Raw genomic sequence first — 25469 nt, 5'->3', positions numbered from 1 at the left:
AAAATAGCGGGTCTCAACTCTATATAAACATTCAAGACAAGTCCGTCTAGAACACTTCAAAAAAGCCACTGACTTGAGTTACAGATATTTGTTGAGCGGCATATGCTTCTTTTATTACGATTTCTTCTGTTGTAATATGGGGACAGGTCATTTATTCTATACTTGTGTTGTTTATCACAATAGGAGTTGATTTTTTTGAAAAAGAAAAACTTTGGGCCATTGTTTGCCGATTTTCGTAAAAGAAAGGGATTCACCGCAAAATATACGGCAGAAGGTATTGTCTCCGTTCAATTTCTACGCTTGTTTGAAAAAGGTGATAGCGATATTAACCTGACAAATTTTTACGATTTATTGAATCGAATCAACGTGAGTTTTGAAGAATTTATGTTTGAATATGAAGAAAAAAACGTGGATAAAGAAATCAGCCAAACAGAACAAATATTAGACAACTTTATGAATGAACGAAATTCCATTAAATTTAAAAATTTTGCTGACTCTTTGCACGATTCTTATCAAAAAACGGGTAATATACGGGAGTATCACTTTTATTTGATTACAGAGGCTATTTATGCCCAAATTTTTCTGACTGAAGCCCAAGCGGATATCGAAGAATTGGAAGAGTACTTATTTGATTGTGAGACATGGGGGAAATATGAGTCCTTCATTGCAGCACATATTTGTTCTATTTTCAGCAACGACAGCTTGATGATTTTTGCGGAACGGGCGTTACCCACTCAATTAACAAGCGATTCTACGGCTATTTATGCGATTGATTTTTATCTCCACACTTGCCTCAGTTTGATTAACAGAAACGAGCTCACGTCAGCTGAGTATTTGTTGACAAAGTTTAACGACAGATTTGCTTCTATTTACAAGCATCAGTACCTGATTTTAAATATTTACGCATTATTTCTTCAAGGTCTGCTTGACATCCAGAAAGGAGAGACTTCCGGAAAAGAAACTTGTGATAACATAATTGATTTTTTCCAATCAACCCTGAAGCAAGTCGATTACGCTAGCGCTCTTCATCATCTGCTCAGTTTAATCTATGGAAAGAGTCCTTTAGGTAATAACAAAAGGAATAGGACTAAATGAAGCCTGTCCTATTCCTTCCAACATTTTACTTATTCTTTTTGCTCTTCTTGGCAATCATTCCCCAAAGGACAAAACCTGCAGCCAAGCATCCCACGCACATTAAAGATAGTACAAGAGCATAAGTTTTCATATCCAGTATTATCGCTGCAATAATACCAAATCCTACTCCGGCTCCAAAAAGTCCATTTCTCACTTTTCCTAATTGTTCCAAATCATTCATGTCAAAACTCCTTCCGTTATTGCGTTCTTTCCCTTTTATCATAACTGAAAAAGAATCCCTCTAATCAAAATAGCTATTATCTTTTCAGTTCCTTCTTCATGAGTTTTAATTAATTAATTTTTTCTCTAAAAAGTGAAAGTAAATATTCATTTCTTGCGATAGTTGGAATTAATACATCAACTTTTTTTTCGGAGATTCTGTTACAAGGCTTTTCAATTCTGATATTTTAAGGCAAAAATCAGTCTGATAGAAACGAGAGCGAACCAAGATTAGGCATTTTAAAAGCAAACAATTTCAGAAAGACGTAACCATAGTCACACCCTTGGCTGCGGGAGTGAAGAAAACCACTTACAACATTGGGAAGAAGAAAAATAAAAACAGAGAAAATAGTGATATTTCAACATTTCCTCTGTCTTAAATTTTATTTTTCCTTATTCGTTAAGAAAAACCACTTCCCTTTTGAGAAGTGGTTTTAAGTTAAACAGAATTCAACCTTTCATCCGCCAAAAAAGAGGCAGACAACTATTTACGCGACAGCTGACGATAGCGTTCATACCATAGCTCGATGTATTCTTGTGAAAAAGGCCCCTTGCCTTGATTGATCCAGTCGACCAAGATCTTGACATTTTCTTTCAAGATAAAATCTATCTCAGGGGGGTAATTCATTTTTCTGCGATGGTCTTCGTATTCATCAACATCTAACAAACGCTTTTCGCCGTCAGGAAAAACTTTAATATCCAAGTCATAATCGATATACTTCAGCGCCTCTTTGTCGATCAAAAACGGAGAAGCAAGATTACAGTAATAAGAAACGCCGTTGTCTCTGATCATTGCAATCACATTAAACCAAAACTTATTATGAAAATAAACGATGGCCGGCTCACGAGTGACCCAGCGTCTGCCGTCCGACTCAATGACTAAAGTATGATCGTTCACCCCGATCAGCGAATGTTCGCTGGTTTTTAATACCATGGTATCGCGCCAAATTCTATGTAATTTACCGTCGTGTTTATAGCTTTGTATAGTGATGAATTCCCCTTCTTTAGGAACACGCATCGAAACCCTACTTTCTTCTAACACGTTCAGGCTCTCGCCAGAATCTATAAGACATAGACATCATAGACATTATAGCATAAACTATTTCACTGGCGAGAATTATTTATCTGCCGAAATCATTTTATCAAAATAGCCTTGCTGCAGCAAAAGCTGGTTCATTTTCTCTTGCGGTTTAGGCAATGGACGATTTTCAAAATCATCAAGAGACAGCCAGTGCTTCCCCTGACCTTGCCTAGAAATTTCTTTTCCATTCAAGGCAGAAGTTTTACTGCGGCCGTAAACAACCAGCACATGCCATTTTAAATGGCTGAAAATATGTGTGATTTCGCCGACCGGCATTTTCTGCCACACTGTTGCTGAATCTTGATCATTCAGCCAATCAGATAAGCCCCAGTCTTCTTCTGCGACTAAATCAAGAGAACCTTGCCCTTCTTGTCCGTTTAAAAATACCTGCCAATCTTGCCGGAAAGCTTCGTACTCTTTCTTCGTTACTTCTATTAAAGGGAAAGTCCACATATTGGCAAGCAAACCCGAATTCGGACGTTGAACAAACGCATATTGTCCTTGATGGTTTTCTTTAGCGATTCCCACGTAATACATCGGTTTCGCTTTGATTTTTTTCGATTTGACCGGATAGCTTTCCTGCTGTCCCTCCATATTTGCCAAACAATAGTCTTTTAAAGGACAGAGCTGGCATTGGGGAGACGTGGGAGTACACAGACTGGCTCCCAGATCCATCGTCGCTTGATTCATATCCCCCGGTGCTTCATGAGGAATCACGTGCCTCACTACAAAATCAAAATATTTCAGATTGCCTGCTTTGGCGATATCTTTTTTAATGCCGAACAAACGGCTAAAAACTCTCATGACGTTGCCGTCGACAGCCGGCTCAGGCAGATTAAAAGAGATACTGGCAATAGCTCCGGCTGTGTAAGGTCCAATACCTTTCAACGTTTTCAGTTCCTTCACTGTTCGAGGAAAAACGCCGTCAAACTCAGTGATGATCTGTTTTGCGGCAAACTGCATATTTCTCACACGGGAATAATAACCCAGACCTTCCCAAGCTTTCAGCAGTTTTTCTTCAGGGGCAGCCGCTAAATCAGCTACTGTGGGAAACCATGTCATAAATCTTTCATAATAAGGGATTACCGTGTTCACCTGCGTTTGCTGCAGCATGATTTCTGAAACCCAAATACTGTAAGGCTCTTTGCTGACGCGCCAAGGGAGCCAGCGTTTTTCATCGTCGTACCATGATAAAAAAACTTCCTGAAACTGACGGACCTTTTCATCATCCCATCCGTCCACCAGCTGCTTCATTTCAAACATTTCAGATTGTTGTTCTTTAGCCATTGTCACACTCTTTTCCGCTGATAAACTCTTGGATTAAGTCATAATCAAACCCTTTTCTGATTAGACCTTGAATGGTTTTTTGCTTACGTTCCGAAAAATCATAGCGTTTATTTTTTTGCCAGATTTTTTCCCCGTCAATCATTACCAATTCACTTTCCTGAGCCTCATCTTTTTCCAGTGCCAGCACAGCCATAGTTTCTTTGATAATGTCCGCTGAAAAACCTTTAGTCATCAATGTCTGCTGAATTTTTTGCTTTTGGATCTGAAATGTTTTCTGACGATTTTTTTTCGCTGATTTCTTCGCCGCTTTTAATGCCAACTCCAATTGCAGTTCAATGGTGTATAATCTTAACGATTTTTCTACGGTTTCCTGTTTTAGTCCTTTTCTGAATAACTGTTGCTGCAAGACCGACGGACCTTTATCACTCAGCCTGAGTTGAGTCCTCACGTAACTCTCCCCGTAGACTAAATCATCTACCAGCTTCATGCTTTTCAGCCGTTCAATGACAGCAGGGATATCCTCACTGTCGATTTTTTTAGTCAGCAAATAATCTTTGATTTCTTTTTCAGTGCGCAACTGATAGCTCAAATAATTCAGACTCAATTGATAGCCTAAATCCTGTTGACTCTCTTTTTTTATCTGATGTAAAAATTCTGCAGAAACTTCTTGCCCTTTCAGCAGACGATGCCGCACCAAAATATCTTCTGAAACTTCAACAGCTTCCCCCGATGCCAGCTGTATCAAATAGCCGGCTCCTTTATTTTTGGTTACACTGATTATTTTTTCCATCCTGTCACTTCATTTCTATTTTTCAAGTCCATCTATCATACTATCATGTTCTCGAAAAATATAAAATCAAATGAGCTGACAAAATACTGCCGTCGCTTAGCAGGAATATCTGTCGTGGGAAAATTTTTTTGATGTTCACCTTTTTAACCCCAATCCTTAATGACATTAAAAAACCTCTGAGTTTATTCAGAGGGGAAGGGCATCTGCGGCATCTTTTAGTTAAGAGTCAGTTGAAGCCTTGGGTTTTCTTATTACTGCCAATAATCTTTCTCTATACTCTCGGCAATTTTAAGAATTTCTTTTTTTGTGTATCCTCCAGGTTTGTTCGCGTATTTTAATAAGTAGGAAGCCTTATTCAAATACGCCGTTACTTGCTCAATATTCAATATCAAAAATTCGGTACTGGTCCTGCCGGTTAATTTAAGATAAAGCTCACGTATCTCATCGGTACGATCATTAAAAATAGTCCCTTCAAACTTATGAATCGTCCTTTCATAAAGATAATAAGCAAGATATAGATGCAAATCTTTCATCAGCTTTTTCTTGAAATCATTTTTAGACTTGGAAAAAACAACCTGAAGACCATCGCAAAATGTACAAAGGGTTTTACTTTCTGAATAGACGGAATCTTTAAACGTGTCTATCCTGACGATTTTCATCACATCAAACCAGCTGCATCCTCCCTTTGACGGCGCACCACTGGGAGCAAATAAACCTTTGTGGCTCAAGTAGGGATTGCAGTAACCTTTCATTTTCAGAATATCAGAAAACACATCTACCAGCACTTGATTAGAGTGAAGACGTCCATAGTCCAGTCGCTTGATTAAATTGGCGGAACTTTCAAAGACAAGCTTAGGGGATTGGTTTTTATTGTACAAAATTGTACACTTTCTCCCATCCATTTCAACTTCTTTTGCAAAGAGAGTTTCTTTAGTGATTTCCATCGAGGCCACCACTTCAAAATCATTCAGTTTTTCTTCTCCCTTATTTTCCGCAAAAACCTGCCTTCTAGGCGCTTTTTCAATTTCTGACATATAAACACTCCTTGCTTAAATTTCTTTTAGAGCCCCTACACACCTTATTTTTTTAAAATTAGAGAATTTTCAAACAATTTGTCATCTATTATTTAAAATAGTCGATTTTTAAACATTTTAGCATATCTTAACGTCTCTAGGAAGCGATTTCACGCTAAAGACTGAATATTGACTGTTATTTCATTTTTTCTATTTTTGTCAAAAGGGCAAGCAGTATTTTATAGTCTCTTTAACAACCGGTTGGAATACAAAAATAAGGGATGTAAACCTCATGTTTGATGACAAAGAAAAATATTATGAAAAGTATGAAGAAATTGTTTATGGCGTTCTTGCAAAGTTATCCATCCACCCGTTTTTTCCTAACTATGAAGATTTACTGCAAATCGGCCGTCTCACACTTTGGGAACTTTTGACCCGACAACCCTTTCCACCAAAACTTGAAGAAGAAAAATTTCGCGGGTATCTATACAATCATGTCGGCTGGCGGATTTTGGATGAACTGAGAAAACAAAACCGCAAGAAATCAAAAGAATCTTACACGGAAAACGCTGAAAAAAATAATGAAGAAGCACCGGCCAAAGAAACCATGGCAGATGCAATTTCAATCAAACTCCTGATGGAAGAACTTTGGCCTTATTTAACAGAAAACGAGCGGATTTTTTTCAGAGAAACCTACTTTGAGGAAAACAATATTACTGCGATTGCTAGAAAGTATCGTACTTCCCGAAAAACAGTTTACAAATGGCGCAATTCACTCTCATTAAAGGCAGCAAAATATATTTTTAAATAGTGTTTTGCTTAAATTTTTTAATAAAGGGTAACACTTTGACAAGCTGAAACGTCTTTATAAATGTAAGCACTCGCGAGACTTACCAAACTTATGTTAAACGGAAAGGATGAAAAAAATGAAACTTTGGGAATCAACTGGTTTGGAGTATTATTTTGGGGTAGACGGTGAAGAAAAAGCAAAGAAGCAAACAATCAGCAATGTCATTGAGGCGCCTACAGAAGAAGACATCAAAGCTTTTGGTCTGTTGTTAGACCAAATCACACCGGAGACTAACAAATATATCTCCACAGTCATCGTCAGCAAAAGTCGGATTCACGTATAATCAATCATAGAAAGCAGGAATGAAAAATGAAAAAATTGAGAATGGTGTTTTTAAATGCCCAAGGAAAAAAAGTCACCTTTAATCAGTCAAATTGCCATCAGGAACTAACAGGCGAGACGGTCAAAGGATTTATGGATGGTGTTGCCGCGTTGAAACTAATCAGCAAAGATGGGGTCTTCCACTATGAGTCTCCTCAAAGTGCCGCTTACGTGGAAACTATCGTGACAGAGTTGTTTAAGTAGGAAAAACAGTTGGAGATGCAGCACGCAGGAAAAGTCAGATTTTTTAGGAATGGAGAAATCCATTCCTTTTTTATTTTAAACCGAACCCAAACTTTTTTGCTGAAATCAGACTTTAAAATAAACCGAAAAAACCTTTATGAATCGGGCGAAACCGGCCGGGAATCACCTGATCCCCATTAACAATTGCTTTAGCTGTCCGCTTAAATTTGTTGACTCTTTCCACACTAAAATTCTTCTCTAATTTTTCATAGGCTTCTTTCAATAAAAAAGGCCTAGCTGTGATGTTATGAGCATCGGAAGACACCATATGAATCATGCCATGCTCCAGCATAAGCGTGGCTGCCTTTTCTATTCTTTTGCCAAACCATCCCATATAACTCGGTGCAGTCATTTGGGTCAAAACACCCATCCGTAGAAAAGGCAGCAGCAGATTAGGATCTTTGATAAAAAAATCATGTCGTTCAGGATGCACGAGCACTGGTGTAATACCGCTCTCAAACAACTCCTTAAAAACTCTGGAGGTATAATTTGGGATAGTATCATACGGTAATTCTACTAGCATATGAGGCTGACCCATAAGTCTCAAAAATAGTAAAAAGGGAACCAAAATCAATAAAAAGATTTTGGTTCCCTTATTTTTTTGTTTATTTAAGAGGTTCTTCCGCTGATAGGCAGTTAACTTTCTCAGATTAACCGCCATAAATGCAAAACCTAATTCGTTTCTCACCTTATCTTTACCTCTTACTGAAAATCGAGTGAAGCCTAAATTAGCCTTCAGATTTCCGAAGGCTGGTTCTACGTCTATTTTTCTTTGACCATATAATTTGCCTGTTCGTTCGTCTTTCAGAAGTGTCTGAACGTAAGCTTTAAAATAGTCCCAATTGCCGTTTTTTTGAATCATTCTATTACGACCCGACTTCGCTTTGGTACATTGAGAACGAACTGGGCAGTTTTCACAAGAAAGACATTCGTATATTTTTAATTGTCGTTGGTAGCCATAGTTATCTATACGATTGGCATAACGTTTAAACGGGACCTCACGGTCAATGGGACATAAATAGGTATCTCTTAACTCATCATACCGCCAATTCAAAGGATTAAAACGATTCTTTTTAAAACTTCTCTTTTTCTCTTTGCGGTACATCCCATAGGTTATCAAAGGTGTTTTTTCAAAGCCATCCACAATAGTTTCATAGTTTTCTTCACTACCATAACCGGCATCTGCCACAATATAGTCGGGTAAATCAAAATAGGTATTTTCTATGGTCCGTAAAAAAGGAACTAAAGTTCTCGTATCCGTAGGATTCGGAAAGATGTCATAAGCTAGGACATATTGTTGATTGGTCGCAATTTGGACATTGTAACCTGCTTTTAGTTGCCCATTGCGCATATGATCCTCTTTCATTCTCATAAAAGTGGCATCGTGATCTGTTTTGGAGTAACTATTTCTCTCACCTAAAATAGCTTTTTGACGGACATACCGTGACTGACGTTCTTTAAAATCAGAGAATTGCTTCAAGGCTTGTTTAGGTGCCTTTCGTTGAGAGCGTAGTTGTTTTCGTTTTTTAGCGCAGTCAGAGGTCTCAATTTCTTGAGTCAAATTTTCTACACTTGTTTCTAATGCCGTGATGATTTTTGAAAACTCTTTGTCTGAAAGGTCTTTGTCTTCATCACAAATAGAAGGAATGATGGTTTCCTTCACGAGTTGTTGATAAATCTCTTTTGATTTCTCTGTCAACTTAGCTTCATACTTTTCAATGCTTTTTTTCCAGACAAATGTGTATTTATTGGCATTGGCTTCTAACTTAGTACCGTCAATAAAGATGGCATCTGTTTCGATAAGATTCTGGGAAACCAAAAGGTTTCGGAATTGAATAAAGCATTCTTCTAATAACACTTGCATCTGAGGATGTACACGAAACCGATTAATCGTTCTAAAATTGGGTTGCTGGGATTGTGTCAGCCAGCGAGCGCGAATACTGTCTTTAGCTAGCGCTTCAATTCTTCTGCCAGAAAAAACAGACTGCGTGTAACCGCACAAAATCAACTTCAACATCATTTTAGGATGATAAGAGGTTGCACCCATCTGATGGTCAAAAACCGAGAAGGCTTTTTCTGGCATGCTTTCTACAAGTTCATTGATTGCAAAAGCGATGTCACCCTTTTCCAAATAAATTTCTAAATCTAGTGATAAAGTGACTTGATTCATGTTATAATCTTTGTACATAGATAGCACTCCCTTTTGGTTATGGTTGGTACTTTAATTATACAAGGAAGTGCTATTTTTATCGCTAAAAAAAGGAACAAAATCATAAAAAGATTTCGTTCCTTTTTGCATTGAATGAGGACTTATGGGTCAACCTCGCCTAGCAGCTGCCCTTGACGATACAAAGATACCATGTCTTCGCTAAGTCTTATTTCCTGTCCTTCAAAAAGTGTTAAGGGGATGCCGGCAATATTTAGCTGTTCTTGCAACTGTGCCACTGCAGTGATCACATCTAAACTTTTATTATTAAAATGACCATTGTTATGATGAGGCGTACACAAAATATGAGTGATGCTTGAAGCGACAGCCGCCTGTGCCATTTCCAATGCCTCTTCCATCCTCTGAACACCATCATCTCTTCCAGGCAAGATATGGCAGTGTACATCGATCATTTTCTTCCCTCACTCCTCGCCCCTACCATAGTAGCCATACTCCTTATTTTTAGCCGCATCATTGTATACTACACCCAACACCCGTGCATTGACGTTAGACAAAAGCTGCAAAGCACTCTGCAACATCGTTTTACGTGTCTGCTTCTCTCTGACAACAATCAAAGTGCCGTCCACCATTGAAGAAACTATCTGTGCATCTGTCACCGGCACCACTGGCGGTACATCAAAGATAATCAAGTCGTAGTGCTGTTCCATATGCTCTAAAAGCTGTTTCATCCTGACCGACCCTAACATTTCTGATGGATTAGGGGGTATAGGACCGCTAGTCAAAATATGTAAGTTTGCTACACCAGAAGGCTGGACATAACGGGACAACTCCATATCGTTTTTATACAGCATAGTACTCAAACCCTGATAGTTTCCCAGCATAAATGTTTTAGCAGCGGTGGGTTTTCTAAGATCAGCATCTACCAACAGCACTTTTTGACCTGCATCAGCAAAAACCACTGCAAGATTAGCAGCCGATGTAGATTTCCCTTCTGATCCATCTGCTGATGTCACGGTGAGACTTTTGATTTCACGGTCCACCATAGAAAATTGGATGTTTGTTCTAATAACCCGATATTGTTCCGCAACAGGTGAACTGCTATTTGTGACAGTCGTCAGATTCACTCCATTAGAATCCAATGTATGTTTTTTTCTTGACATTCTACCTCTCCTTCCTTAAATTCTTCTTCTTTCTCGTCGTCTAGCGCCTCGCTCTCCAGACGCTTTCAAATTTGAATAAGATTCTGTTGAACGTTGATAGTTTTGACTTGTCTTACGTTGTTTTTGTAAAATCTCCATTTGTGTCATCATGTTTTTATTTTTTTGAGACACATAAGGAATTACTCCCATAATTGGCAGCCCAAAAATATCAGCGATTTCTTTTTCATTTTTCACCGTTTTATCCATCACTTCGAGTAAAAATGCCAAACCTATCCCTAACATTATTCCCAGTACACTTCCCATCAGCAAATTCATTTTCACATTAGGAGCGACCGGGGATTCATTAAAGGCAGCATCGGATAGTATGGTCACTTTGTCGATATTTAAGACTGACACAACCTGTTCTTGAAAGACTTGTCCTAAAGCACCAGCGACAGCTTGAGATACGTTTGGATCATGGGAAACAGCTTTGATGGTAAACAACTGCGAATTTGCAGCCTGTTCAACTGAAATCATCTCTTTTAATTCTTGGCTGGTCACTTCATAATTATTTGCTTCTTTCAAGATTTGTACTGTATTATCCAAAACGGAGTCAGAGCGGATAAAGTCTTTGTATGTATTAATCATCTGCAAATTAAAATTGATGTCGTTTACATTTAAGTTGTTCTCTGGACCCGCACTTATTTTTGCAATCATCTGAACTTCCGAACTGTATGCAGGTTGAATGATGTAGAATGTAATCAAACTCGTAACCCCTAGACTTAGAAAAAAACAAGTTAAGACTAAAACTAACCTTCTTTTAACGATCTGAAATAATTCTTGTAAATTAATTGTCTCTTCCATTTTTTTCCCCCAATAAATTTATCTCTAGATTACAAATACCTGATATGTTTTATGCTTTAACCATAAGCATAAAATGATGTTGAATAACTTTTTTAGAGAAATACACCAAACACTTTCAAAATACTTTGCTAGTTTATTTCTTTTTATAATATAACAGTCACCATAATTATATACACAATTAATATTCTAACATTTTATCACAGATTAATCATCTTTATATTCATTTTTAGCATTAATATCAATGATATCTAGCAAAAAAATACATTTAGATATATTTCATCTCAGTTCAGAAAATAGATATTAAAAAACAAAAACGAGAGAATAGAGTGGGTTGAAAAATATAAATAATGATATGAATTTATCTAGCTAGACCACCAATTGTAAAATTAAGCTAGACAACTAAAAAAAGTCATTTGTGCTACACTCAAAATAGTTCCGACGAAAGAATTATAAGAAGTGCATACAAATGACCTACACCCATCTTACACCAGATGAACTCGTAATGATAGAATTTCAACATAAGTGAATCCGTTGCTAGCACTGTGCGTCAATTAAAACGTTCAAGACAAACCATCCATAAAGTCTATCAATGTTTTAAACAAGGAAAAACAGTGTTGGAATACTACCAACAATACAAACAAAATAAGCCCCGCCGTGGGAGGAAATCAATGGTATTGCCTAAAGAACAAGCAAGCTATGTCCAAAAAATGGCTGCTCATGACTGGTCGCCTGATGTCATTATTGGGCGAGCGGAATGTTCGATTGATTGCTCTGTACGCACACTTTATCGTATGTTTGAAAAAGGTGTATTCAATGTGCTTGACTTGCCTTTAAAAGGAAAGCGTAAGCCCAATGGGCATCGGGAAAAGCGTGGCAAACAAACCTTTCGATGTTCGATCCATCAACGAAAAAGCGAGCACACTAACTATTCAAAAGAATTTGGTCACCTTGAAAGGGATACGATTGTTGGTGTAAAACACAAAAGTGCCGCCATCACACTTGTTGAATGCCTGTCTAAAGTGATCATTACACTGAAACCACAAGGGAGACAAGCCATAGATATTGAAAATGGATTAAATCAGTGGTTCGAATCGGTTCCTAAACATTTATTTAAATCCATTATTTTTGATTGTGCCAAAGAATTTTCTAGTTGGAAAACTATCAGTAATGTCAATGATATTGCTAGTTACCTTGTCGATCCTGGTAGCCCTTCACAGCGTAGATTAAATGAAAATTCTAACGGACTACTACGTAGAGATGGCTTGTCTAAAACCACGGATTTTAATGACGTCACAGAAGTGTTTATTCAATCTGTTGCTTCAGAAAGAAATTATATTCCAAGGAAATCATTAAACTATCAAACACCGTTGAAGGTATTTATAAGCTATGTAGATAAAGACAATCTGTCTAGCTTAATTTGATAAATGAGATCTTAATCATTTGGATAAAAGACTGCCGCAATGGTTTAGAAAGATGCTATTATTTCTACAGAAATACGTAAAAGGTATCACACTTGCCTTCACTTTAAACTACTCCAATGGTGTAACAGAAGGACTCAATAATAAAATCAAGCCCACTAACGAACTACTTATGGCTATCGTAGCTTTTGGCACTTTAAGCATCGTATTCTTGTCAGTTTTAAACTGACAAACCAAAAAGGCAACTCCACTTGTCTAAGTGAAGTTGTCTAAGTTTGTTATTTAAAGTCGACTAAATTCTAGCCATCCACATCATTTGATGAACAACCTAGATTAACAGCTTGCTCTTTACCCTACTTTAAAAGCAACGTATCAGCTCTATCAAAAGCTGATTTCTATTTATACGAAAGCACAGTTTAGACCGCATAGATTACTTGTCAAAGGAACAGATTTACCAAATCTATTGACGTGGAAGTTTAAACCCAACAGACCTTTGGAAGAAATCGTGACGGATTTGACTTATGTCAAAGTAGGACTAGCATGGCATTATGTTTATTTTGTGACCGATTTGTTTAACCGCGAAATCATTGGTGACAGCTATGTTCCTCGTAAAGATGCCCAGCTTATCAAACGTGTACTGCAGTCCATTCGCTGTTCATTAGCAAATGTCTCCATTTTTCATACAGACCAAGGGAAGGTATTCAATAACGCACTGATCTCAGAGTTTCTGAAAATCTTTGGTATTGCCCGCTCTCTTAATCAAAAAGGTTGTCCTTATGATAACGCAGCGTCAAATTCGACCTATAAATCATTCAAGATGGAATTTGGTATCCAATCATTTTGAAACGCTTGAAAGTTTAAAGTAAGGGTTATTTGATTATGTCAATTGGTGGAACTACTAGTGTCTGCATGACGCACTTGGATACCACCAGACACCTGTCAGTATTTGCATGCAAACGGGGAGGCTTGTTGACAAGGTCAATTGGGTGATATGACAAAAGGAATAACACCTTATAATTTTTGTCAAAAAAAGTGTTGCTATACCAAACCGTATGCAAGTGTCATTTTTATTTGTCCTCAGTCCTTTTTCGTAGTAACCTCTTTATTCCCATCAATTACCCCATCTGATTTGATAATTGTCGCTATAGTACCAAAAAAACACTTGATATCGAAACATAAGCTTTCATTTTTTACGTAATAGCCATCTAGTTCAGCTTTCACATCATTTTTCAATTTGTCTCGACCATTGATTTGTGCCCATCCCGTCAAACCTGGTCGAATATCATTAGCACCATACTTATCTCTATATTCAATTAAGTCATATTGATTCCATAAAGCAGGGCGAGGACCAATTAAGGCCATGTCTCCTTTTATTATATTGATTAGTTGGGGTAGCTCATCTAAACTAGACTTTCTTAAAATTTTTCCAAACCGTGTAATAAAATTATTCGACTTCTCAAACAAATGCGTAGGGGTCTCCGCCGGAGTATCAATTCTCATAGTTCTAAACTTATAAATTTCAAATTTTTTTTTATTTCTCCCAACTCTTTGTTGCTTAAATAAAGCAGGTCCAGGAGAATCTATTTTAATACAAAATGCTATAATTAAAAAAAATGGACTCAGCAATATTAGTCCAATCAAAGAGAGTATAAAGTCAATTATTCTTTTTACAATCGTGTCATACATGTGACCCTCTCCTTATAAAATTACTTAAAAAAGCATTTTTTTGCTAATAATTCCATTTTTTCACTAAAACTTTTAAAATCGCTCCATCACTCCTAGCTAAGAGAGAGCAGCCATAAGAATACGCGGCATTTTTCACTACCTTTGCCTCTTAACCAATTCTCTTATCTCTTCGAAACTATCCTTCTTCAAAATAAGATAGCACCCTAATGATATACTGTAGATAATCCCACCTACTGCCATGCCTAAATTCCAACTTGTGATAATAAAAATCCCAACTAACAGAAATTCCAGCAACATGTCTTGATAAATAGTTATCTTGATATACCGTGCTAAGATGATTTCAGCATATGAGCTTCTGAATGCCAGTAAAAGCACAATACTTAACATTGAAAGAAACAAATCTTTTAATGCAAACACGAACAACAGAGTGCTTATCAGACTCAGAATAGCACTAAGTAAATTAACTTGAAAAATCTGTCTTTCTTTTCTCAGTGCCTTAAGATATGTATTCGTTAGTAAACTAACTTTACTTTCGAAAATAACGATTGGAAAAACAATAGCCATATATTTGAGGGAATCAGCGTAATCAGGCAGCCAGTTAACCAAAATAATATTTAGGGGATAATAACAGAGCAATGCCACCAGTACCAGCGGCATAATAATGCTTCGGACAATAGGATATATTTTGGCGTACTCACGTTCATTCACCCGTTTTAACAACGGGAAAATCGCAAGACTGACGGCATTGACAAAAACCATCAGCATATTAGAAATACTCAGGGTTAAAGATATTTTTCCGAATATTGCCACACTCCACTGAGTTTGAATTCCAAATCGAACAATGCCAAGTATCAGCGTACTAGCAATGTTAGCAAACATCAGATTAATCCCCACGCGGATATTATCTATAGATTCAGAATTATCCCACAATATACGAGATCTTTTCGGAAAAACAATACTCTTAATTTTCAATAGTGAAATCAACAATGAAAAAAACTTTCCCACTAGATCAGAGAGAATATAGTACTCAAATTTATCAACTCTCATGATAAGCAGACCTAGCACTATAATAATGTATATTAGTCTGTCTAAAATTGTGACAACAGAAAAATCTTTCATACGATTAGTTGCCTGAAGAATAAACGTTGAAAATGTTCGCATATTTAGAACCACAATATTTATTGTTGTTGCAAGTAAAACAAATTCTTTCTCAGCACTACTCTTGGAAAACAGTAGAATACCTGTAATGAATAAAATCGTAATGATTGATTGTGAAATCAGCAGTGCATAAAATTGCCCACTAAATTTTGACTTATCAAGTTTCTCATAATCTTCACCTCCATATTTCAGATAAATCCCATCGCACCAGCCTAAATGAAGAAAGCCAACATATGAAACATAAAATAAATACAATTGAAAATAGCCATATGATTCTATTCCTAGCAACTTTGGTAAAAAGAGAGTAACGATAGTTGATACTAAAAGTGTCAGCAGATTTGAACCGACTGTATACATGATATTAAAAAAAAGAGTCCTAAATTTTTTCAAAAGAGCACCTCACATCGAGCGGCTCTTTACTCAATGAATGCCGCTAGCATTTAAAATGTTTTCATTCAATTTCTTCTCGTACAAAAATATTTCCTGCTCACCTAAATCACAAATGTCTTCTTTAGTAGAGTTATGATGTTAATATTTCTAGTTTATTAAGTTCAAATATCACACACAATACTGTATTCATGTTTTGGAAGTATGAATTATAATGTTCAATGAATCTTTGATAATCAGAAAACTGTAGATTGTCGAAACTCCTTATTAAATCATAGTTTTCCCTCAAGCCCTATGAGCAGAGAGTTTGCCTAATGGCAACGGCTGCTTTTTGAAATCTCTGGCATGTCATTTAAAAATTAATATAGTGATGCATAAAAAATTAATGTTTGAATCCGGTTAAAAGCTTTAAAATTATTTCTTTTTGCCTCAAAAATACTCTTAATTCCTTTTTTAAAAATTATTTCTTTATAAGTTTTGAAGAGAGCTTTTCCTTCACTCTTCCCATGCTTGTTGATTACCTTTTCAATTTCAAGAGAGAGGGCTTTTTTATTTTTTATATACGCTTCTTTATTATGAAAACTTTTAATAGTTCGTTGAACTCTATTCTTAATTTTTTTTGTTTCCTCGCGGTAAGTAACATTATTCGAATGTACTCTGTGTAGCATGGTAGGAGTATGAAAATAGACTATATGCCCACACAAGCTGGCAATTATGGCATACCAATTGTCGTGGTTGTCAGCCTCAATGGGTATATCTTTTCCAATGCTAACCATAAGAGGAGTTAATAACATCGTACATCCCATTAACCAATTTTGTACTATTATATTTTCCGGTACGTTACGAAACTTCATGGTATTTTCATATGCAATTGATTTTTGACCTGTTGATTCCTGATAATTAAAATAGTTTGTATACAATAATATTTTATCATTTTGTTTATTTTCAAATGCCATTAGGTAATCCAAGGATACCTCGATTTTATCTTCAAACCAAACATCATCCTGATCAGCAAACATCACGTAACTATCTGTAGATACGTAAGAAATAAGCTCCCTGAAATTTAGACATTGCCCCAGATTTCCTTTGTTATCCTTGACTAACTTTATGCGATCATCTTTTTCAGAAAATTGGCGTAGTATATTGATAGAATTATCATTTGAACCATCATCTCTAATAAGCAAAGTCCAGTTAGTATATGTTTGTTTTATAATACTATCAATTTGTGCGGAAAGATACTTCTCACCATTATATGTTGCCATAAGTATTTCAACATGTTTCTTCATTTTTATTCCTTATCCTTTTCATTCAAATTATATCTATCCACCAGCATCAACCCATAGAAAAGAAACCACATCCCATCAAAAGATTGGATATATGGATTAGTTGCATTTGCAATCATAACACTAGTAAGGCCTATGGTAAAAGCTAAGTTAATAAAATTTCTTTCTAAAATACTAAGTCTGAATAACTTATAAATCAACCAACCATATAAAAACAGCAAACTAAGAAAACCTACTAATCCCGTCTGAAAAAGCAATGCAATATATGTTAATTCATACATTCCGGGAACATCTTGTGATCTTACGATTGTTTCTGTATTTACTCCATATCCATGTCCAAAAAATGGTTTCTGTTTCCAACCGTCAATAAGAGCGTCGAATTGCAAGCTCCTTAATTCATCACCTTGGACGATGAGGCTGGCATCAATATTTAGAATTCGACTATTGGGGAAAAATATTAATAATAAACCAAAAGCTGATAATACAGCTATTCCTATGCCAATAATTATTTTTAACATATTCCTTTTTTTAATCCAGATGCCATCAATTACGATACAAAGAAATATTGCAATCATTATTGTACCGATCAACGCACGTCTCCCAGTTAAAAAAACAATAAATAGCGACAATAATAATAGGACATATTTTTTTATGGTTGCCTTTTTATCCAGAGCATCACTAAAATATACTATTGTTAACAAAAACGGAACCAAAAAAATCAACGAAGAGATTGATGGGGTAAAATAGGATAAAAAATCAAATGTCTCCTCAATTACAAATGGAAAAAAAATGGATATAAATCCAGTTAGTGGTAAATTTATAAAGTGTGATGCAAAAGTATATATAAATAATCCTAATATGACAAAAAGTGCTAGCGTTGTTACTTTTTCGAGATTAATACTTACTTTTGGAATTACAAAAAGGATTAAATATAATAAAGGCCAGATAACGTAGCTTGGTAACAATTGGAATAAAACACTAGTGTTATCTAACGTCCCCTTTAATATGGACATTGTGTTAATAAACGTGTACAATGCAAACCACCCTATTACTGAGCGACTCACTTTATACTGAATTTCTTTTCTGTTTAAAAATAAGAGTAAAAAACAAATTAATATGAATACTAATTTTACCGGCTGTAAAACAGTCGGGGTTACTAGTATCAAAAAAATTAATAGAAAAATTATAGTTTCATACTTTTTTATAAAAGATGCGTTCGTCATACCTTTTTCCTTTCTTATTTTAAGTAGACTACTTTACGATTTACAATCAATTTTACTAATTCATTAGATCGTTATATTTACAAAAAAATAGAAATTTTGACAATCTAGCAAAATTTCTTCAAAATAGGAAGCTAATTTGCGACTTTAAAATATTTAACCTATTTCTTATCTATTTCTAATCTATTTCTGATTCAATCACAGTTTTTTCTACCTGAAATACGTTTGATTAAATTTTCCATCAAATTTTTCAATAACTATATGGTTTTCCAGCTCTATTGATTTTACAATTGCACTACTTGTTAAGTTGCAATACGCCTAGTACTCTTATTTTATAAAATTCCTTTTAGATAAAACTCAGCTACAGGTGAACGTAACATATGCATCCTGTTTCCATTAATCTTTAGAACCATGACTTTTAATGATTAAAAGTCTTTCAAATTTATATTTTTTACAAAATAAAAGCCGCTATATTATTAAAAAAATGAAGCTATGTTTCTTAATCATAGTAAAATTAACACTGTATAGTTTATAGAATCTAAAAAAATCTTATACTTTTAAGCGTATACCCTTGAGTCAATGATCTTATTTTTAGAAACATTCTAAATTTCAATCATACCAAAAATAATTTCCATATTCGCCTCAAACTATTCTCTTCGAAAAATCAATGTATTCTTTTCCCATGCTATTTGTTGTTTTCATCCATTCAAATTTATAAAGCCCCATTAGAAATTTATTTTTATTTAAGTTCTAGTTGCTCTTGTAGTAACGTTTGAACTCTCGTTAATTCTTCTGATGAAATTTCCTGATAAGAAATGCCATCTAGCATTATGCCGGCACCTTTCATTTGGTCCATTTCAATAACCGTGAAGGCCTCGCTATATTTTTTTTGCAATGTCAACAGCTGGTCCCAATTCAGATCCGTTCTGACATTGTCCTTCAACGTGCTTAAAATTTCTGTGTATTGAGTCAAAATAGACGGACTCATAGCCTTTTTCATGATTCCCATGACTACTTTTCTTTGGCGCTCCTGTCTGCCGTAATCACCTTCCGGATCTTCATAACGCATCCTGACAAAAGACAAAGCCTGCTCGCCATTCAAATGTATATTGCCCGTAGGAAAATTGTTCCCGTCCTGAGAAAAATCAAGGGTATTGTCTACATCAACTCCCCCGACGGCGTCTACGACCTCTTTTAATCCACCCATGTTGACACTGACGTAATAGTCAATAGGAATCTGAAGTAAATTTTCCATTGAGGCGATTGACATATCTGCACCGCCAAACGCATAGGCATGATTTAATTTATCATTTTGGCCCATGCCTACAATTTCCGTATAGGTATCCCGCGGTATGCTGATCAAAGTGGTTTTCCCATCTTTCGGATTTAAGGTAGCAACCATCATCGTGTCCGAACGGCCCTGCTCGTCACGGTCGAGATCTCCCGTATCAATCCCCAGCAGCAAAACCGAAATCGGCTCTTTCTTATTGATTTGTACCGGTGCATCACGCAATTCCGATTTTTCTCTTGTCGGTTTTTCATACATTTCATTGGCAGTCCCTTTAACGTCAAAATAGACTTTGACTGCATAACCTGCTCCTGCCACAATCAAAAGCAAGAGAATGCTGGCAATTGTCACTCCGACTTTTTTACCTGTAGACATTTTTTTCTTTACTTTACGGTGTCTTTCAACTCTTGACATAGCTCTCTCCCATTTTTTATTATTCATTTTAGTTTCTATTACATTCAAACCCTTTTACAATTATTCCCATTGTAGGACAACAAAAAAAGAAAAACAAGAGAAACTGGATAGTTTTTCTTGTTTCTTTGGAAACAGGACTTAATTTATAGATTTTTTAAATTTTTCCAGGGCCGTCTGCCACGAGTCAATAACAAATCCTGTTGATTTGGCTTTTGACAAACTCATGATTGAGTATTTAGGCCGTGTTGCCTTTTGCGGAAATTCATCTGAAGTTACCGACCGGACTTCGGTAGATGTCTCTTTCAGTATCTCCTTGGCAAACTCATACCATGAGCAGCTGCCATCGTTGGAAAATTGATACGTCCCGTAAGGTTGCCGGCTGTCTACCAGATACACCATAAACTCGACCAAGCTTCTGGTCCAAGTCGGACGTCCGAATTGGTCTGCCACTACCGTTAAAAATTCTCTTTCTTTAGCCAAACGCTGCATCGTATAGACAAAGTTATTGCCGTATTCACCGTAAACCCAAGAAGTTCTAATGATATAGTAGTCATCTAATATTTCTTTTATGGATTGTTCCCCAAGAAGCTTCGTCCGTCCATACTCATTTTGCGGATTAAGAGGATCCTCTTCGGAATATTCGCCGGATTCTTTTGCCCCGTCAAACACATAATCGGTGCTGAGATAAACAAGTCTAGCTCCCACTGATTTGGCAGCTAATGCCACATTTTTGGTGCCGCCCACATTAACTTTCTCATTCAGTTGTTTTCCTTCATCCTCTGCATTATCCACTGCAGTATAGGCAGCACAATGATAGATAACATCTGGCTGGATTTTTTTCACCAATGCCATAGTCGCGGCCCTGTCTGTAATATCCATCTCTTGAGCGTCTGTCGAATGATAGGAAACTTTTTTTTCATCTAGGTAATGTCGAAGCTCTGTTCCAAGCTGTCCATTACCTCCAGTCAATAAAATCATTGCATTCTTCCTTCCAAGACACTAGAATCTCTCTTGCTTATATTATTGTCCTTGTTCAGCATATTTTGCTTCTACTGCTTCTTTTTCAGCTTTCCACCATTCTTCATGGTTTTTATACCATTCGATTGTATCAGCTAAGCCGTCACGAAAGTTGGTGAATTCCGGACGCCAACCCAGCTCTTCCCGCAATCTGGTTGAATCAATGGCATAGCGCAAATCATGACCTGGGCGATCCGCCACGTGATCATAAGCATCTTTAGGTTGCCCCATCAATTCTAAAATCATCTCAATGACTGTTTTGTTATCTTCTTCACCATCGGCACCAATCAAATAGGTCTCTCCTATTTGTCCCTTGGTCAAAATCAGCCACACTGCGGAAGAATGGTCGTTAGTATGAATCCAGTCTCGAACGTTTTTTCCATCACCGTAAAGCTTCGGACGAATTCCGCACAAAATATTGGTGATTTGTCGGGGAATAAGTTTTTCAATATGCTGGTAAGGTCCATAGTTGTTTGAACAATTTGAAATAGTTGCCTGCAAGCCGAAGGAACGAACCCACGCTCTAACTAGTAAATCCGAACCTGCTTTTGTTGCCGAGTAAGGACTCGAAGGGTTATAAGGTGTTTCAGCGGTGAATTTTTCACCTTCTCCTTCTCCGTGACCAGGCAAATTTTCTCTTAAAGGCAAATCACCATAAACTTCATCTGTAGAAACGTGGTGATAACGCACGTTATATTTGCGACAAGCTTCTAGTAATGTGTAAGTCCCTATCAAATTCGTTTGAACAAAAGGAAACGGATCTGTCAGAGAGTTGTCATTGTGGGATTCTGCCGCATAGTGAACGATCGCATCTGTATCTTTGACCAGTGAATCGACCAGCTCGGCATCCGCCACATCTCCAACTACCAACTTCACTCGGTCTTCCGGAAAGCCGGCTAGATTTGCTTCATTTCCTGCATAAGTCAACTTATCCAGTACTGTGATTTCAATTTCCGGATGGTTTTCCGCCACATAGTGAACAAAGTTAGAACCGATAAATCCCGCTCCACCAGTAACAATAATTTTCTTCATGTGAACTCCCTCTTTCTTAAATCTCACCATAGACAAATGAATTAACAGACTCAAATTCTTTTAATGTCGGATGTTGACGATCTTTTTCAGACAAAATCGCCTTGTCGACCGCCATCGGCCAATCTATTGCCAGTTCTGGATCATCAAAAACAATCCCTGCGTCTGCTGCAGCATCATAGTAGTTGTCGCACTTGTATAGGAAGTTGACATTCGGTGTCAAGGTCATAAATCCATGGGCGTACCCTCTAGGAACCAGCAGCTGTCGATGATTATATTCCGACAGAATGTAGCCTTCCCATTTACCATAAGTAGGACTGCCTTTGCGTATGTCCACAATCACATCCAGCACAACACCGGATACGACTCTGATTAGTTTCGTCTGAGCCGATGCCCCACTCTGGAAATGAAGGCCGCGAATCACTCCTGCTTCAGCTGACAATGAATGATTGTCCTGAATAAAATCATAGTGAATGCCTGCGTCCTTAAAATCTTTTTCGGAATAACTCTCCGTAAAAAAACCGCGGTGATCTCCAAAAACACTTGGCTCAATAATTTTTACATCTGTTAGATTAGTTTCTGTTACTCTGATTTTTCCCATTTCTATCCCTCTTTTGCCAAGTTCAGCATATATTGCCCGTATTGATTTTTTTTCAAGGGCTGTGCTAGTTCGATGAGCTGTTCTTTTGAGATGTAGCCCATGCGGTAAGCAATTTCTTCCAAACAAGCCACTTTCAGATTTTGGCGTTTTTCTATGGTTTCAATAAAAGTTGAAGCTTCCAATAATGATTCATGAGTCCCCGTATCTAACCAGGCAAAGCCTCGTCCCATAACTTCTACGTTTAATTCTCCCAGCTCAAGGTATTTCTTGTTGACATCGGTGATTTCCAGCTCTCCTCGCTCGGAAGGCTCGATATTTTTAGCAATCTCCACTACACGGTTATCATAAAAATAAAGACCGGTGACCGCATAATTGGATTTTGGTTTTTCAGGTTTTTCTTCAATGGAGACAGCTTTCATCTCCTCGTTAAACTCGACCACGCCAAAGCGCTCCGGGTCGCTTACATGATAGCCGAAAACAGTGGCTCCTTTTTCATTTGCGGCGGAGCGTTGCAATAATGTTGACAAGCCGCTGCCGTAATAAATATTGTCTCCTAAAATCAAGCAAACAGAATCCGTACCGATAAACTCTTCACCGATAATAAATGCTTGGGCAAGCCCGTCTGGACTCTCCTGCACGGCATACTCAATAGACAAACCGATATCTTTACCGTCTCCCAGTAGTTCTCGAAATCTTGGAGTATCAGTTGGTGTAGAAATCACCAGCACTTCCTTGATTCCTGCCAGCATCAATATGGACAAAGGATAATAAATCATCGGTTTGTCGTACACCGGCATCAATTGCTTTGAAACAGCTTTTGTCAGGGGATACAGTCTTGTTCCGCTTCCCCCCGCTAAAATAATTCCCTTCATTTTTTCAGCTCCTATTTTATGTTCAATATGTTTTGAATAAAACGATGGCACAAGTCAGACGCGCTTTGCTTTATTCATTTAATATATAAGAAGTGTAGAATGGTGATGCAACTCCCAACTCCTCATTTAACTTATCAATTCCGAACTCTTCAGATAACGTTTGTCTTGTACCAAACAAGTTGGTTCCTAAGCCTAAGCGATCACCCTCAATATCCACACCTAGAGCCGCTAAGGTCGTTGGGAAAATATCTAAAGTAGTAAAATTTCTTTGTTTGGTTTCTGGAAACGCAGGAGAGTTAAGAAAAAGATTAAAAACTTTTCTTTGTTCACCAGGAATTTCAAGCCGCTCAAAATAAGCACCATCCATACTTTGATGATCCCCAGTGATGACAACGGATGTATTCTCATAAAATTCCTGTTGCATAATCCAATTAACGAATTCGTATACTTGTTCAGCAGAATGAGCATAAACATTCGAATACTGTTCGTCGAATTTTTTTTCCGCCTCTTGTTCTAAATAGCCATCTATATGATGTGTGTTGGCGGTCAACATCGTAAAATTAAATGGTGCCTCTTTCTCGGCTAATTCTGAAATTCCTTGTTTTGCGAACTCGAATAATTTACTGTCTTCGAAACCCCACCATTCGTTATAATCTTCTGGAATTAATTCACGTTCCTTGGCAGTAAGATAGTCAAACACTTCATATTCCCCATGTTGGGTAAAATAAGCTCTCCTGCCGCCAAAGGTCAAATCAGAACCTACCATAATCATTTGATTATAACCAACTTCTTTCAAAACATCTCCGATACTCGTCGCACCGGGAGCAAACGGAGTACCATCCTGACCGTATTCATTCCCTTGCACGTCAACTTTAAGAGGTAGACCAGATGTTTGAGCGAACATACCCGCTATCGTCCATCCAGTTCCTGTGGTTGTATCTGCCCCTACAAAAGGTTTTTCCTCTTGTGTGAAGGAAACACCATCTTTAGCTAAAATTGTCAACGGTTCAATATAATTTTCCGGCATTGAGCCTCCTAAGGCTTCACTGACAAAAGTAGTTTCCAAAGACTCCACAAAAATAAAAATTAGATTACGTTTTTCTTCAGGAAAATTGAGGGCGACGCTTTGAGGATCAACATATTGTTCTTCTATAAAAGGTGTTTCTCTGGTCGCAGCTTCATAAAAACCTTTAACACCGATGATTTTTAGTCCTAAAGCTATACTGGCAAATGAGTATGCGATGATTAGCAAGAGCTTGAATTTGTCTACCAAACCAATAATCATCAGAGAATTATCTTTGTGTTCCTGTCCACTGGTCACAAATTTAAAATTACCTGGATTGGCAACAAAAAAGGCCATTGCTATAGAAGCTAATGTACTATATAAGATGACCTCAATGACAAACGACCACACAAAATCAGTGTTCGTCCCTTCCATAGGCACCAACAAATGAAACAATATTTGATCTGGACTGACCTCTCCAAATGTATGAGTGACCCATAGACTTCCCAATAAAGCTAAGCACCCTAAAAATAGTAACAAAAAGATGCCTACTACTTTCAATACCCGTCTGAATACACCACCATTAGGAAGTTCTTTCTCGACTCTAATTTTTTTAATAGTTGTCATAAAAAAAAGCAACAGACAAGTAGGGACAGCTAAATATAAATAATATTGATTTAAAAAAAAGACCGCTGATTTAATTCCTCTAATTTGGAGTGATAAAACTAAGGAGCCTATCCCTAAGAAAGTCAATGCATTACTCACTAAAAACAAAAACGTATAATAATAAAAAGTGCTTGAAAAACTTTTCTTTTGGCTGAATACCAAGTATAAAATCGCACCGATCAAACTTGGAATAAATAATAGTTCGCTTTGGATCAAACCTTATACCTCCTACAAATTTTCAACAACTTACAGACCTATAATCCCTTTGTTCAAAAAAATACTGATCACGATAGCCTATCTAGAAATTTATTTTCTAATA

25 protein-coding genes and 1 pseudogene are annotated in these 25469 nt (G+C 37.0%); 7 read left to right on the top strand and 19 right to left on the bottom strand.

What is annotated here, in order from left to right; all coding sequences use genetic code 11:
- Positions 1 to 195 precede the first annotated feature (195 nt).
- On the top strand, positions 196 to 1095 hold the full coding sequence (locus AC4PHI_RS02790) for an Rgg family transcriptional regulator (RefSeq protein WP_492200803.1): 900 nt from the start codon (positions 196 to 198) through the stop codon (positions 1093 to 1095).
- Positions 1096 to 1120: 25 nt separating this feature from the next.
- Here the strand turns inward: AC4PHI_RS02790 and AC4PHI_RS02785 are convergent, their stop codons facing one another.
- From AC4PHI_RS02785 to AC4PHI_RS02765, 5 genes are all read right to left on the bottom strand, one after another.
- Positions 1121 to 1315, bottom strand: a complete 195-nt coding sequence (locus AC4PHI_RS02785) for a hypothetical protein (RefSeq protein WP_492200802.1) — start codon at positions 1313 to 1315, stop codon at positions 1121 to 1123.
- A gap of 522 nt (positions 1316 to 1837) precedes the next feature.
- The gene (gene ntdP / locus AC4PHI_RS02780; RefSeq protein ID WP_492200801.1) at positions 1838 to 2371 is read right to left on the bottom strand and encodes a nucleoside tri-diphosphate phosphatase; all 534 of its coding nucleotides are present in this window, start codon (positions 2369 to 2371) and stop codon (positions 1838 to 1840) included.
- A 99-nt stretch (positions 2372 to 2470) separates the two neighbouring features.
- Positions 2471 to 3688 (bottom strand): A/G-specific adenine glycosylase, encoded by a 1218-nt coding sequence (gene mutY, locus AC4PHI_RS02775; protein ID WP_492201523.1) that lies wholly within the window; start codon positions 3686 to 3688, stop codon positions 2471 to 2473.
- A gap of 25 nt (positions 3689 to 3713) precedes the next feature.
- The gene (recX, locus tag AC4PHI_RS02770) at positions 3714 to 4511 is read right to left on the bottom strand and encodes a recombination regulator RecX (RefSeq protein WP_492200800.1); all 798 of its coding nucleotides are present in this window, start codon (positions 4509 to 4511) and stop codon (positions 3714 to 3716) included.
- 251 nt (positions 4512 to 4762) lie between these two features.
- Positions 4763 to 5545 carry a hypothetical protein gene (locus tag AC4PHI_RS02765; protein ID WP_492200799.1) on the bottom strand — a complete coding sequence of 261 codons (783 nt, stop codon included), beginning with the start codon at positions 5543 to 5545 and terminating at the stop codon, positions 4763 to 4765.
- A gap of 271 nt (positions 5546 to 5816) precedes the next feature.
- Between AC4PHI_RS02765 and AC4PHI_RS02760 the strand changes: the two genes are divergently transcribed.
- From AC4PHI_RS02760 to AC4PHI_RS02750, 3 genes are all read left to right on the top strand, one after another.
- The gene (locus tag AC4PHI_RS02760) at positions 5817 to 6335 is read left to right on the top strand and encodes a sigma-70 family RNA polymerase sigma factor (protein ID WP_492200798.1); all 519 of its coding nucleotides are present in this window, start codon (positions 5817 to 5819) and stop codon (positions 6333 to 6335) included.
- A gap of 115 nt (positions 6336 to 6450) precedes the next feature.
- Entirely contained in the window at positions 6451 to 6657 is a 207-nt protein-coding gene (locus AC4PHI_RS02755) for a DUF1659 domain-containing protein (protein ID WP_492200797.1), read from the top strand.
- Positions 6658 to 6683: 26 nt separating this feature from the next.
- Positions 6684 to 6899: a DUF2922 domain-containing protein gene (locus AC4PHI_RS02750; RefSeq protein WP_492200796.1), complete on the top strand. Its 216-nt coding sequence runs from the start codon at positions 6684 to 6686 to the stop codon at positions 6897 to 6899.
- A gap of 112 nt (positions 6900 to 7011) precedes the next feature.
- Here AC4PHI_RS02750 and AC4PHI_RS02745 read toward each other — a convergent pair whose 3' ends face one another.
- The 4 genes from AC4PHI_RS02745 to AC4PHI_RS02730 all read right to left on the bottom strand — a co-directional run bounded on the left by AC4PHI_RS02745 (position 7012) and on the right by AC4PHI_RS02730 (position 11108).
- Positions 7012 to 9126 (bottom strand): IS1182 family transposase, encoded by a 2115-nt coding sequence (locus tag AC4PHI_RS02745; RefSeq protein ID WP_492200795.1) that lies wholly within the window; start codon positions 9124 to 9126, stop codon positions 7012 to 7014.
- Between the two features lie 122 nt (positions 9127 to 9248).
- Positions 9249 to 9557 (bottom strand): CpsB/CapC family capsule biosynthesis tyrosine phosphatase, encoded by a 309-nt coding sequence (locus tag AC4PHI_RS02740; protein WP_492200794.1) that lies wholly within the window; start codon positions 9555 to 9557, stop codon positions 9249 to 9251.
- A gap of 9 nt (positions 9558 to 9566) precedes the next feature.
- Positions 9567 to 10265 (bottom strand): CpsD/CapB family tyrosine-protein kinase, encoded by a 699-nt coding sequence (locus AC4PHI_RS02735; RefSeq protein ID WP_492200793.1) that lies wholly within the window; start codon positions 10263 to 10265, stop codon positions 9567 to 9569.
- 15 nt (positions 10266 to 10280) lie between these two features.
- The gene (locus AC4PHI_RS02730; RefSeq protein WP_492200792.1) at positions 10281 to 11108 is read right to left on the bottom strand and encodes a YveK family protein; all 828 of its coding nucleotides are present in this window, start codon (positions 11106 to 11108) and stop codon (positions 10281 to 10283) included.
- A 466-nt stretch (positions 11109 to 11574) separates the two neighbouring features.
- Between AC4PHI_RS02730 and AC4PHI_RS02725 the strand changes: the two are divergent.
- The 3 genes and pseudogenes from AC4PHI_RS02725 to AC4PHI_RS02715 all read left to right on the top strand — a co-directional run bounded on the left by AC4PHI_RS02725 (position 11575) and on the right by AC4PHI_RS02715 (position 13370).
- A pseudogene (locus AC4PHI_RS02725) lies at positions 11575 to 12529 on the top strand (IS30 family transposase).
- 19 nt (positions 12530 to 12548) lie between these two features.
- Positions 12549 to 12755, top strand: a complete 207-nt coding sequence (locus AC4PHI_RS02720) for a transposase (protein ID WP_492200791.1) — start codon at positions 12549 to 12551, stop codon at positions 12753 to 12755.
- A 234-nt stretch (positions 12756 to 12989) separates the two neighbouring features.
- Complete coding sequence (locus AC4PHI_RS02715) at positions 12990 to 13370, top strand: DDE-type integrase/transposase/recombinase (protein WP_492200790.1); 381 nt, start codon at positions 12990 to 12992, stop codon at positions 13368 to 13370.
- A gap of 233 nt (positions 13371 to 13603) precedes the next feature.
- Here the strand turns inward: AC4PHI_RS02715 and AC4PHI_RS02710 are convergent, their stop codons facing one another.
- The 10 genes from AC4PHI_RS02710 to AC4PHI_RS02665 form a co-directional block, all read right to left on the bottom strand.
- Positions 13604 to 14212, bottom strand: coding sequence for a sugar transferase (locus AC4PHI_RS02710; protein ID WP_492200789.1), 609 nt, complete (start codon positions 14210 to 14212; stop codon positions 13604 to 13606).
- Positions 14213 to 14347: 135 nt separating this feature from the next.
- Positions 14348 to 15760, bottom strand: coding sequence for an oligosaccharide flippase family protein (locus AC4PHI_RS02705; protein ID WP_492200788.1), 1413 nt, complete (start codon positions 15758 to 15760; stop codon positions 14348 to 14350).
- Positions 15761 to 16116: 356 nt separating this feature from the next.
- Positions 16117 to 17043, bottom strand: a complete 927-nt coding sequence (locus AC4PHI_RS02700; RefSeq protein ID WP_492200787.1) for a glycosyltransferase — start codon at positions 17041 to 17043, stop codon at positions 16117 to 16119.
- A gap of 2 nt (positions 17044 to 17045) precedes the next feature.
- A complete protein-coding gene (locus AC4PHI_RS02695; protein ID WP_492200786.1) occupies positions 17046 to 18074 on the bottom strand; it encodes an O-antigen ligase family protein in 1029 nt (342 codons plus the stop codon).
- A gap of 925 nt (positions 18075 to 18999) precedes the next feature.
- A complete protein-coding gene (locus AC4PHI_RS02690) occupies positions 19000 to 19923 on the bottom strand; it encodes an LCP family glycopolymer transferase (RefSeq protein WP_492201522.1) in 924 nt (307 codons plus the stop codon).
- A 177-nt stretch (positions 19924 to 20100) separates the two neighbouring features.
- Positions 20101 to 20940: a dTDP-4-dehydrorhamnose reductase gene (gene rfbD, locus AC4PHI_RS02685; protein ID WP_492200785.1), complete on the bottom strand. Its 840-nt coding sequence runs from the start codon at positions 20938 to 20940 to the stop codon at positions 20101 to 20103.
- Positions 20941 to 20982: 42 nt separating this feature from the next.
- The gene (gene rfbB, locus AC4PHI_RS02680) at positions 20983 to 22011 is read right to left on the bottom strand and encodes a dTDP-glucose 4,6-dehydratase (protein ID WP_492200784.1); all 1029 of its coding nucleotides are present in this window, start codon (positions 22009 to 22011) and stop codon (positions 20983 to 20985) included.
- 16 nt (positions 22012 to 22027) lie between these two features.
- On the bottom strand, positions 22028 to 22609 hold the full coding sequence (gene rfbC / locus AC4PHI_RS02675; RefSeq protein WP_492200783.1) for a dTDP-4-dehydrorhamnose 3,5-epimerase: 582 nt from the start codon (positions 22607 to 22609) through the stop codon (positions 22028 to 22030).
- Between the two features lie 2 nt (positions 22610 to 22611).
- Complete coding sequence (gene rfbA / locus AC4PHI_RS02670) at positions 22612 to 23481, bottom strand: glucose-1-phosphate thymidylyltransferase RfbA (RefSeq protein ID WP_492200782.1); 870 nt, start codon at positions 23479 to 23481, stop codon at positions 22612 to 22614.
- Positions 23482 to 23551: 70 nt separating this feature from the next.
- The gene (locus AC4PHI_RS02665) at positions 23552 to 25366 is read right to left on the bottom strand and encodes an LTA synthase family protein (protein ID WP_492200781.1); all 1815 of its coding nucleotides are present in this window, start codon (positions 25364 to 25366) and stop codon (positions 23552 to 23554) included.
- Positions 25367 to 25469 lie beyond the last annotated feature (103 nt).

The organism is Vagococcus sp. QWL-13, assembly GCF_058683555.1.
This window is presented reverse-complemented; position numbering and strand designations above follow the sequence as displayed.